This window comes from Pseudoxanthomonas suwonensis (assembly GCF_010093235.1).
GTDB lineage: Bacteria > Pseudomonadota > Gammaproteobacteria > Xanthomonadales > Xanthomonadaceae > Pseudoxanthomonas > Pseudoxanthomonas suwonensis.
Genome location: NZ_PDWP01000026.1, coordinates 45,569 through 56,623, shown reverse-complemented (window position 1 = coordinate 56,623; position 11,055 = coordinate 45,569). Strand labels below are relative to the sequence as shown.

The 11,055-nt window shown below is 72.2% G+C and carries 8 protein-coding genes and 1 pseudogene; 1 reads left to right on the top strand and 8 read right to left on the bottom strand.

Going from position 1 to position 11,055, the window contains the following annotated elements; genetic code table 11:
* The first annotated feature begins 11 nt into the window (after nt 1-11).
* Nucleotides 12-1,082: a lipid A deacylase LpxR family protein gene (locus tag CSC68_RS12810; protein ID WP_162203928.1), complete on the top strand. Its 1,071-nt coding sequence runs from the start codon at nt 12-14 to the stop codon at nt 1,080-1,082.
* Nucleotides 1,083-1,545: 463 nt separating this feature from the next.
* Here CSC68_RS12810 and CSC68_RS12805 read toward each other — a convergent pair whose 3' ends face one another.
* The 8 genes and pseudogenes from CSC68_RS12805 to mreC form a co-directional block, all read right to left on the bottom strand.
* Nucleotides 1,546-2,505: a CsgG/HfaB family protein gene (locus CSC68_RS12805; RefSeq protein WP_162203927.1), complete on the bottom strand. Its 960-nt coding sequence runs from the start codon at nt 2,503-2,505 to the stop codon at nt 1,546-1,548.
* A gap of 193 nt (nt 2,506-2,698) precedes the next feature.
* A pseudogene (locus CSC68_RS12800) lies at nt 2,699-3,854 on the bottom strand (D-alanyl-D-alanine carboxypeptidase family protein).
* A gap of 79 nt (nt 3,855-3,933) precedes the next feature.
* Nucleotides 3,934-5,082, bottom strand: a complete 1,149-nt coding sequence (locus tag CSC68_RS12795; RefSeq protein ID WP_162203926.1) for a septal ring lytic transglycosylase RlpA family protein — start codon at nt 5,080-5,082, stop codon at nt 3,934-3,936.
* On the bottom strand, nt 5,079-6,218 hold the full coding sequence (gene mltB, locus CSC68_RS12790) for a lytic murein transglycosylase B (protein WP_162203925.1): 1,140 nt from the start codon (nt 6,216-6,218) through the stop codon (nt 5,079-5,081). Before mltB ends, CSC68_RS12795 begins: the two co-directional genes overlap by 4 nt.
* 76 nt (nt 6,219-6,294) lie before the next feature.
* The gene (gene rodA / locus CSC68_RS12785; RefSeq protein ID WP_162203924.1) at nt 6,295-7,416 is read right to left on the bottom strand and encodes a rod shape-determining protein RodA; all 1,122 of its coding nucleotides are present in this window, start codon (nt 7,414-7,416) and stop codon (nt 6,295-6,297) included.
* Nucleotides 7,413-9,599: a penicillin-binding protein 2 gene (gene mrdA / locus CSC68_RS12780; protein WP_246193568.1), complete on the bottom strand. Its 2,187-nt coding sequence runs from the start codon at nt 9,597-9,599 to the stop codon at nt 7,413-7,415. Before mrdA ends, rodA begins: the two co-directional genes overlap by 4 nt.
* Before the next feature lie 10 nt (nt 9,600-9,609).
* Entirely contained in the window at nt 9,610-10,095 is a 486-nt protein-coding gene (gene mreD / locus CSC68_RS12775) for a rod shape-determining protein MreD (RefSeq protein ID WP_162203923.1), read from the bottom strand.
* Nucleotides 10,092-11,042: a rod shape-determining protein MreC gene (mreC, locus tag CSC68_RS12770; protein WP_162203922.1), complete on the bottom strand. Its 951-nt coding sequence runs from the start codon at nt 11,040-11,042 to the stop codon at nt 10,092-10,094. The genes mreD and mreC overlap by 4 nt, the downstream gene beginning before the upstream one ends.
* Nucleotides 11,043-11,055 lie beyond the last annotated feature (13 nt).

Here is an 11,055-nt window from a genome sequence, read left to right as displayed (position 1 = left end):
GGATCCCGCCCATGCCCACTCCCGCACGGACGCGACCCCCGCGCGCCCCGACCGCCACGCTGCTGTTGTTCCTGCTGTTTCCCGCCGCGGCCATCGCCGCCCCGCAATGCAGCAGCAGCCGCCTCAGCGAGACCCCGCCAGCGGTGAACTTCCGCGTGGACAACGACCTGCTCGGCGGGGAGAACCAGGACCAGGGCTACACCAACGGCGCGGTGATCACCCTGGTCTCGCCCAACCTGGCCGACTACACCGACGACCCCTGCCTGCCGCGCCCGGCGCGCTGGATCAACCGCTACCTGGAACGGCTGCAGCCCGGTGGCTTCGAGCAGCAGAACATGGTGTTCAGCCTCAGCCAGAAGCTCTACACCCCCACCGACTACAGCCGCGCCGACCTGATCCCGGACGACCGTCCGTATGCGGCGATCCTGATGGTCAGCTTCGGCTACAACGCACGCAACGGCGACAGCCTGCGCACCACCCAGCTGCAGCTGGGCGTGGTCGGCCCGCTGGCGCTGGGCAAGCAGGTGCAGAACGCGGTGCACCATGTGTTCGACGGCGAGGACTTCCGCGGCTGGGACAACCAGCTGGAGAACGAACCGCTGGTGGGCGTCGTGCATGAGCGCATGCGCCGCTGGGGCGACAGCGAAGGCAATGCCGGCGGCTGGGGCTGGGATGCGATCGCGCACTGGGGCGGCGCCCTCGGCAACCGCGCCACCTACGCCAACACCGGCATGGAAGTGCGCTGGGGCTGGCGCCTGCCGGACGACTTCGGCAGCACGCCGCTGCGCCCGGCCGGCGAGAACACCGCGCCCTCGGGCGCGCGCCTGGCGGGATGGTCGTGGCACCTTTTCGCCACCAGCGACGTGCGCGTCGTGGCGCGCGACATCACCCTCGACGGCAACACCTTCCGCGACAGCCACAGCGTGGACCGCAAGCCGGTCGTCGGCGAAGTCGGCTACGGCCTGGCCGTCACCCGCGGGCGCTGGAAGTTCGCCTTGGCGCGCTACCACGGCGCCCGCGAGTTCGAGGGACAGGAAGAGCGCCCGGTGTTCGGCAGCTTCACCATCAGCCGGATGCTGTAGGCCCTGCCCGGGAAAGCCGGCGCCGTCGCGCGGCGGCGCGCGCCGGAGGAACGCTTACTGGGTGACGGTGCTCGCGACCGGGGGCATCCAGCCGCACTGGCCGACCGCGTTCTCCACCTCGAGCAGGTCGCCCTGCTTGCCACTCGGGAACCGCAGCATGCCGGTGCGCAGTCGCCGTCGTCCGGCCAGATGCGCATGAGGCCGGTCGGCTCGCTGCAGGTGCTGCCGAACAGGGCAGCGGGCGGCTCCGGCGCCCGGGCCACCGTGGCGGGGAGCCTGCCCAGCACCAGGGCCCGCGTCGGATGAGGCAAATGAATCATGGCCCCTTGGCCCGGCCGGGCAGCTGGATGGCGGCGCCAGAAAGCCGGGTCCGGAAGCCTTCGCGCAAATGAGCAAATACAGGAGCCTGGTCCCGCAAAAAGGAAAGGCCGGCAAAGCGCCGGCCTTTCCCGGGGCTGGCCGCTCAGCGGGCCAGTTCGGTGCTGGTCGAGTTGACCCAGCCGCGGTTGCCGAGTTCGTCCTCGACCTCCCACATCGCCCCTTCCTTCTGCCCGGTCGGGTAAAGCAGCATGCCCGGCTCCAGGTCGCGCACCGCCTTGCCGGTGCCCTTGGCGTTGGCCAGCATGCGCGCCGCGCGGGTCACCCGCAGCGCCTGCATCGGGTTGGCCGCTGAGGCGTCCTCCGGCAGGCCGCCGAGCTGGGCGATCAGGTTGGTATAGGCCTGCAGGTAGGCCAGGGTGATGACCTGGCCGATCTCGGTATTGGCGTAACCGCCGACGCCGGCCGCGCCCAGGCCGCTGCCCGAGAACAGGTTGCCGCGCGCGTTGAAGCCGATGTCGGTCTTCTTCGCGCTGCCCTCGGCCAGCGCCACCTGCTCGGAGGAGCGCACGTCGGTGACCGTCAACACTACGTCGGCCGTCTTCTTCTTGAAGTTCAGGCCGCCGAGCACCTGCCCGGCGCGGCCGCCGACCAGGCCGCTGAGCAGGCCGCCGACCGCATTGCCGCCGGCGTTGCTGTTCTGCGAGATCAGGTCCGGCACGAGCACGTAGTCGGCCGCCTTGACCTGGCCCTTGCCGACGTTGGAGCCCCGGCGCAGGTTGCCGTCCGCCGCCAGCGCGCGCTCGTTCTGCGCGGCGGCCATGCCGGCGCCGCGGTCGACCAGGGTGAAGCAGCGCGAACGCGAGACGAACACCTTGATCAGGCGCGAGGGCTCGGGGAGCTGGTGGCCGCTCCACCAGTTCACCCCGTGCTCCGGTTCCAGGACCGAGATCGTGCCCAGCGGCTTCTTGCACACCGGGATCTCCGCCGCCTGCTGCTGGCGCAGGTCCTGCGCGCTCTGCCGTTGCGCCATGGCCGGAGCGGACACAAGCGCCACCGTCAACGCGGCGCCGAGCGCCGCGCGTACTGCCTTCCTATTGCCCATGTTTTTCCCCGTTGGAGATTTGCACAAAGCGCGGGCACTCCCGCCCGCCACGCGCGACCTCGGCAGGCAACGCGCCGGCCGAGGATAAACGATGGGAAAACCCGAGCGGACGCCTCCCGTCGGGAGGCGCCGCCCAGAACGAAAACAGCCGGCGCGGAGCCGGCTGTTTTCGGGGCGTTGCGTGGCGGATCGATCAGGATTCCCACCACATCCAGAAAGCGTCCCACAGGCGCTTGAAGAAGCCGGCCTCCTCGACCGCCGCCGCCGCCACCAGCGGCGCCTCGGCGACGACCTGGCCATCCAGCGAGACCTTGACCGTGCCGATCTGCTGGCCGGCGGCGATCGGGGCGACCAGCGAGCGCGGCACTTCCATCGCCGGCTTGAGGTCGCCGTAGCGTCCACGGGCCATGCTGACCAGCAGCGGCCGCGACACGCCCAGCTGGACCTGGTCGGCCTTGCCCTTCCACACCTTCAGCGAAGCGACCGGCTTGCCCGGCTCGTACAGGCGGTGGGTTTCGTGGGAGCGGAAGCCCCAGTTGAGCAGCGCGAGGCTGTCGTCGGCGCGCTGGCGCTCGGAGGCGCCGCCCATCAGCACCGCGATCAGGCGCTGGTCGCCGCGCTGGGCCGAGCTCATCAGGCAGTACCCGGCCTTCGAATGGTGGCCGGTCTTGATGCCGTCGACGCTGGAATCGCGCCACAGCAGCAGGTTGCGGTTCGGCTGGGTGATGCCGTTGACCGTCAGCTCCTTGATCTTGTTGTAGGCGTACTGCTCGGGGTAGTCGCGCACGAAGGCGCGGCCCAGCAGGGCCAGGTCGCGCGCGGTGCTGTAGTGCTCCGGCGCGGACAGGCCGTGGGCGTTGACGAAGTGGCTGTTCTTCATGCCGATCTTCGCCGCATAGCTGTTCATCAGGTCGGCAAAGGCCTCCTGGGTGCCGGCCACGTGCTCGGCCAGGGCGATCGCGGCGTCGTTGCCCGACTGCACCGCCATGCCCTTCTCCATCTCCGACAGCGGCGCGTACTCGTTGACCGGGAAGCCGCTGAAGCTGCCGTCAGTGCGGGCGCCGCCCTCGCGCCAGGCGCGTTCGCTCATCAGCACCCGGTCGTCCGGCTTGATCCGGCCGGCGGCCATCTCGGCGGCGATCACGTAGGAAGTCATCACCTTGGTGATGCTGGCCGGCTCGACCCGCTCGTCGACGTTCTCGCCCGCCAGCACCTGGCCGGTGGCGTAGTCCATCACCAGCCAGGCGGTGGCCTGCGACGGGCGCGGGAGCCTGGGCGAAGGCCAGGCCGAACGCGAAGGTGGCCGCCGCGGCAACGACGGCGAGCGGACCGGTGGGACGGAACTTCATGGAAACGGGAACTCCTGCGGCAACCGGCACGGCGGCCGGGCGGAAGGGAAGGATGAAGGGACCGATTGTAAGCCCGGGCTCAGTCGCGGACCGGCTGCGGGGTACCGAAACCCAGACCGGCGATGCGCAGCGCAAGTTCCGCCGGATCGCCGGCGGCCGGCACGCGCAGGCGCCAGAGCGTGCGCCCGCCGCTGACCGTGTCCTCCAGGCGGGCGTCGCTGATGCCGGCGGCCAGCAACCGTTCCAGCGCGCGGCGGGCGTTGTCGGCGCTGGAGAAGCTGGCGACCTGCCGCAGCGGCGTGGAAGCGGCCGGGGCCCGGGACGCCGCCGAAGCCCCCGCGGACTGGACCGGCGGCGGCAGCGATGCCGGCGCGGCGGCCACGGCACCGGACGCGGATGCGACCGCCGCCGGCACCTCCGGCGGCAGGGCCTGGACCAGCTGGTCCAGCGCGGTGGCCGGGGTCGCCGGCGCGGTCTGCACGGGAGCCGGCGTGGCCGCGGGGGAGCCGGCGGTGGACGCGTAGCGCCTGCCGTCGTCTTCGCCCGGGACCAGAGCACGCACCTCGACCCGGCCGGTGCCGCGGGCGACGATGCCCAGCTTCACCGCCGCCGCGTAGCTGAGGTCGATCACCCGGCCGTCGTGGAACGGACCGCGGTCGTTGACCCGCACCACCACCGACTTGCCGTTCTCCAGGTTGGTGACGCGGGCGAAGCTCGGCAGCGGCAGGGTCTTGTGCGCGGCGGTGAAGGCGTACATGTCGTACACCTCCATGTTCGAGGTGCGGCGGCCGTGGAACTTGCTGCCGTAGTACGAGGCGATGCCCTGCTCGACGTAACCGTGCGGACGGTCCATCACCTTGTACTGCTTGCCCAGCACCGTGTACGGCGAGCGGTTGCCGACCTGCGATCGCGGCTCGGCGACCACCACCGGCTCGGGGATGCAGTCCACGTCGGGCACGTAGTCGGGGGTGCGGTCCGGCACGCCCGGCTTGTACAGGCCGCCGGCGGTGTAGTGGCCGCGGGTGGAGGGATCCTCCTTCGCCGGCGCATAGGGCGAGGCGCCGTTGCAGCGCCCGTCCGCCACCGGGGCGGACGCACCGCCCTTGGCCGCCGACCCGGCCGGGGCCGAAGGCTTCTTCGGCGCGCTGCCGCAGGCCGCCAGCAGCACGAGCACGGCCAGCGCCGTGCCGGCACGCAGCCCAGCTGTCCACGGCCGGCGCCCGGTCATGCCGGCGGGATCTCCCGCCCGGCGATCGCCTCCGACAGCTGGAACACCGCCATCGCGTACATCTTGGAGATGTTGTAGCGGGTGATCGCGTAGTAGTTCTGGAAGCCCAGCCAGTACTGCGGGCCGCTGCTGCCGGCCAGGCTGACCGGGGTGGCGGTGGCGCCGTCCGGCACCGGCGCCTGCGGCGCGTAACCGCGCGCCGCCAGCTCGGCCAGGGTGTGGGTCGGCGCCCACTCGGCCGGTTCGAACGGCTCGCGCCCCGGCTCCAGGGTGGCCGGCACCGCGACCAGGCCGCCGCGCACCCAGCCGCCCTTCTCCACGAAGTAGTTGGCGATCGAGGCGAACACGTCGTCGAGGCTGCCGAACAGGTCGCGGCGACCGTCGCCGTCGCCATCGACCGCGAACTGGCGGTAGCTGGAAGGCATGAACTGGCCCATGCCCATCGCGCCGGCGTAGCTGCCCTTCAGCGCGGCGATGTCGAGGTTCTCCTCGCGGCCCAGCGCGAACAGCTGCGCCAGCTCGTCGCGGAAGAACAGTTCGCGGCGCACCTCGCGCTCGAGCTTGGCCGGATCGCCGCTGCGCGGGTAGCGGAAGGCCAGGGTGTAGAGCGCATCGAGCACCGAGTAGCGGCCGGGGTTGGCGCCGTAGCTGGTCTCCACGCCGATGATCGCCACGATCACCTCGGCCGGCACGCCGGTGTCGGCCTCCACCTTCGCCAGCTTCGCCCGGTTCTGCTCGAGGAAGCGGCGGCCGCCGTCGATGCGGGCCTGGCTGATGAACATCGGCCGGGATTCGTGCCAGGGCTTGACCCGCTCGGCCGGGCGCGACATCGCCGCGACCACGCTGTCCAGGAGGGTGGCGCGGGCCAGCGTCGCCTCGATCTCGGCGGCGGGGATGCCGTAGCGCCCGCTGGTGTCGGCGATGAAGCGCTCACGCGCGACCTCGAACGGCACCGGCGTCAGGTCCACCGGCGGCGCCGGGGCGGCCTCGGGCCTGGCCTCGGCCGGGGTGCCGGCCACGGGCGGCACCGCCACCGGCGAATCGGATACGACTCCGGCGCGGGGCGTGCACCCCAGCAATCCGGCGAGGAGGAGGCCGGCCAGCAGACGGCCGCGCGTTGCGGGCTTCTTGGTCATCGAAGGCAGGTTAGCATGCGTGCGCAAGCCCATGCAGCCATTGGGATTTTCGGGCTTCAGCGGGGACTTTGGCAGGTCAGTGGAAGGCATGCACGGGGCGGTGGGTGCGGACCGCCATGACCAGGCCCAGGCCGGCCAGCAGCGATACCGCCGAGGTGCCGCCGTAGCTCACCAGCGGCATGGGCACGCCGACCACCGGCAGCAGGCCGGAGACCATGCCGCCGTTGACCAGCACGTAGACGAAGAAGGCCATTCCCAGCGAGCCGGCAAGCAGCCGCGAATAGCCGTCGCGCGCCTCCATCGCGATCCACAGGCAGCGCCCGATCACGAACAGGTACAGCGCCAGCATCGTGGCCACGCCGAGCCAGCCGAACTCCTCGCTCAGCACGGCGAAGGCGAAGTCGGTGGTCTGCTCGGGGATGTAGTTCAGGTGCGACTGGCTGCCCTCGCCCCAGCCCTTGCCGGTGAGGCCGCCGGAGCCGATCGCGATCTTGGACTGGATGATGTTCCAGCCGGTGCCCAGCGGATCGCGCTCCGGGTCGAGGAAGGTGAGGATGCGGTCCTTCTGGTACGGCCGCAGCAGCCACAGCCAGGCCACCGGGGCGATCGCGGCCACGCCGCCCACGCCGATGCCCACCCACCACCACGGCAGGCCCGCCAGCAGCAGGGCGAACACGCCGCTGCTGGCGATCAGCATCGCGGTGCCGAAATCCGGCTGCAGCAGGATCAGCCCGGTGGGCACGGCGATCAGCACGCCCGTGGCCAGCACGGTGGGGATGCGCGGCGGCAGCGGGCGCGAGTGCAGGTACCAGGCGACCATCATCGGCAGCGCGATCTTCAGCAGCTCCGAGGGCTGCAGGTAGAACACGCCGAGGTTGAGCCAGTGCCGGCCATGCTTGCCGGTGCCGACCAGCAGCACCGCCAGCAGCGGCAGCAGCGACAGCGCGTACACGGTCGGCGACCACACCCGCAGGCGGATCACCGACACCCGCGACAACGCCCACATCGCCAGCAGGCCGACCGCGAAGCGCGCGCCCTGGGCCTTGACCAGGGCGGCGCCACCGGTGGGGCCGCCGGCGCTGTAGAGCACGGCCAGGCCGAAGGCCATCAGCCCGGCCAGGGCCAGGCACAGCGGCCAGTCCAGGGTGCGGACCAGGCGTCCGGCCATGTCAGCCAGCCAGCGCAGGAAATCCCTCATCGGCCAGCTCCGGGTTCGCGGGCCGGCGCATGGGTGGGCTGCGATGGCGTGGCGCCACCGGCAGGCCGCGCGGCCGGCGGCCGCGGCCTGGACTGTCCGCCTTCGCCAGGTGCCTGCGGGGCGACCGGCTGGAGCAGGTGCGGATTGCGCCGGATCCAGCTGCCAAAGCTGTTGCCGGCCGGATTGCGGTCGCTGGCCAGGGCCGGGGTGCGCTGCGACGGGGGCCGCGCGCCGTCGGCCGGCGCAGGCACGCAGCCCTCGCCCGCGGTTGCGTCCGCCCCCTCGCCCCCGCCGGCACAGCCGGACGCGGGCGGAGCGCCATCCAGCGGCTCCAGCCCTTCCGGCAGCTTGCCCAGCAGCCAGGCGTCGAAGATCTTGCGTGCGATCGGCGCGGCGGTACTGCCACCGTAGCCGCCGCCCTCCCCCGCCACGGCCACCGCAATCTGCGGATCCTCGGCCGGGGCGAAGCCGATGAACAGCGCGCGGTGCCGCAGGTGCATGGGCAGGCTGCGCGGATCGACCGCGCCGGTACCGCGGCGGCTGACCACCTGGGCGGTGCCGGTCTTGCCGGCGATCCGGTAGGGTGCGCCGACCCCCATCGCGCGGGCGGTGCCGCCGGGGCCGTGCACCGTCATCTCCATGCCCTCGCGCACCACCCGCAGGTTGTCCGGGCGATCGCTGATCCGCGCCGGCTGGCCCTGCTCCAGCGGCGACCACGGCGCGTCGAACCGGTCGCGGCGCGCCTCCACCAGGCGCGGCACGCGCAGGTGGCCTTCGTCGGCCAGGGCGGAGGTGGCCCGCACCATCTGCAGCGGAGTGACCTTCCAGTCGCCCTGGCCGATGGAGATGTTCACGGTATCGCCCGGATACCAGCGCTCCTTGCGCTGGCGCATCTTCCACGCCGGGGTCGGCAGGATGCCGCTGCTCTCGCCGACCAGGTCGATGCCGGAGGGCTGGCCGAACCCGTAACGCTCCAGGAAGCGCTCGATCCGCTCGATGCCCATGTCCAGCGCCAGCTGGTAGTAGTAGGTGTTGACCGAATCGGCGATCGACTTGCGCGCGTCGGTCCACCCGTGGCCGCCGCGGTGCGAGTCGCCCCAGCCGCGGCTGTTGCCGGGCAGGTAGAACATGCCGGTGGACAGGGTGCGGTCCTCGGGCCGGCGCACGCCGCTGTCCAGGCCGGCCAGCGCCAGGAACGGCTTGAGCGTGGAGCCGGGGGCCACGCCGCCGAGCACCGCGCGGTTGAACTGCGGGCGCGAGGGGTTGTCCATCAGCGCACGGTAGTCGGCGTGGGAGATGCCGTTGACGAACAGGTTCGGGTCGTAGGACGGCAGGCTCACCAGGGCCAGGATCTCGCCGGTGCGCGGGTCCATCGCCACCGCCGTGCCTTCCAGCTCCCCGAACGCGGCCACCGTGGCGCGCTGCAGTTCGGCGTCGATCGACAGCCGCAGGTCCGAGCCCGGCCGCGCCGGCACCCGGCCCACCGTGCGCAGCGCGCGGCCCTGCACGTTGGTCTCGATCTGCTCATAGCCGACCTGGCCGCGCAGCAGGTCCTCGTAGGCCCGCTCGATGCCGGTCTTGCCGATGTGGGTCAGCGCGGTGCCGCGCTCGCCCAGCTGCTCCAGGTCCTTCTCGTCGATCCGGCCGACGTAGCCGATCACGTGCGCGAACAGGTCGCCATAGGGATAGTGCCGGGTCAGGTACGGCTCCATCTCCACGCCCGGGAAGCGCCAGCGGTTGACCGCGAAGGCGGCCATCTCCTCGTCGCTCAGGCGCATCTTCAGGGTGATCGGGCGGAAGCCGCGCCCGGCCTTGCGCTCGCGGCGGAAGTGCTCGATCTCGTCCTCGCCGAGCCGGATCAGCTGGCCCAGTTCGGCCAGCAGCCTCTCGGTGTCGCCGGCCTTGTCCGGAACCACGTCCAGGCGGAACGCCGGCACGTTCTCCGCCAGCAGCCGCCCCTGGCGGTCGTAGATCATCCCGCGCCCGGGCACCACCGGGCGCGGCCGGATGCGGTTGGCTTCCGAGCGGGTGGCGTAGTCGGCGTGCTGCAGCACCTGCAGGCGGAAATACCAAGCCGCCAGCCCACCCAGGGCCAGCGCCACGGCCAGGAAGCCCAGCGCGGCGCGGCGCCGGAACTGCTCGGCTTCGGCGTGGGGGTTCTTGCTCGGCCTGCGGCTGCCCATGCTGCGGACCTCAGTCCCGTCGGCCCAGGCGCAGGGCGTCCAGCATCAGGAACAGCGGCGGCCACAGGGCGGTGCCCAGCAGCGGCGCCCACCAGTATTCCCACGGCAGCAGCGGCTGGCCCAGGGCCAGGTTCACCGCGGCATCGACGATGCGGTCGTTGACCAGCAGCGCGCCGATCGCCAGCGCCTGCTGCGACAGCGGGAAGAAGCGCAGCCGGGCACGGAAGCGCTGCAGGATGAAGGCCATGATCACCAGCCGCAGCGCCTGCTCGCCGAGCAGGCTGCCGTAGGCCAGGTCGGCCACCAGGCCGCAGGCGAAGGCCAGGCCCAGCCCGGCGCGCGACGGCGTCTCGATCACCCAGTAGGCCAGCACCAGGGCCAGCCAGTAGGGACGCAGCGGCTGCAGCTGTGCGTGCAGCGGCAGCAGCCCCAGCAGCAGGGCCATCAGCAGGCTCAGCGGCAGGATCCAGCCGCCCAGGCGCGTGCGGGCGCTCATCGGGCCGCCTCCTGCGGAGGCTGTGATTCGTTATTCGGGATTGGTGATTCGGAAGAGCCGGTTGCGGCCGGCTCCTCGGGTTCGCCGGGAACGGGGGGGAGCGGGAGGTCGGGGGCGGCGCCGGGGCGCAGCAGCAGGACGTCGCGGCCGCGGTCCAGCTGGGCCGCGGGCTGCAGCTCGCCCACCAGGAAGGCCTGGCTGTCGTCCGGGTGCAGGGCGGTGATGGTCGCCACCGGGAAGCCCGGCGGGAAGCGTCCGCCCAGGCCCGAGGTGACCAGCTGGTCGCCGACCTGCACGTCCTGGTTGAGCGGGATGTCGCGCAGCTCGAGCCGGTCGCCGCGGCCGTAGACGATCAGGCGCACGCCGTTGCGCGCGACCATCACCGGCACCGCGTGGTCCGGATCGGTCAGCAACAGCACGGTGGACTGGGTGGGCGTGGTCTCGATCACCTGGCCGAGCAGGCCGCCGGCGTCGATCACCGCCTGGCCGCGCTGCACGCCCTGGACGGCGCCGGCGCGCAGCACCAGGCGCTGGCGCGAAGGCTCCAGGTCGATGTCCAGGATGGGCACCAGCTGCACGTCCAGGCCACGGCGCTCGGCCACGCCCAGCAGCTCGCGCAGCTGGGCGTTGTCGACCGCGGCGTTGCGCAGCCGGGTCAGGCGCGCGTTGGCCACCAGCAGTTCGTTGCGCAGGCGGCGGTTCTCCTCCACCAGGCTGGCATGCGAGGCCAGGCCGTCGCTCAGCGCCCCGCGCAGCATGCCCGGCAGGCCGGCGAGGCTGCGCAGCGGCTGCACCAGCACGGTGGCCTGGCCGCGGACCCACGTCAGCCAGCCGCCACGGTGGTCCAGGACCAGCAGCGCCACGGCCAGGGCGAGGTAGGCCAGCAGCCGCAGGGGACCGGATTCACCGGGGCGCGCAGCTTGGGAAGAACCGGCGTAGGACGACACGGACGGTGATCAG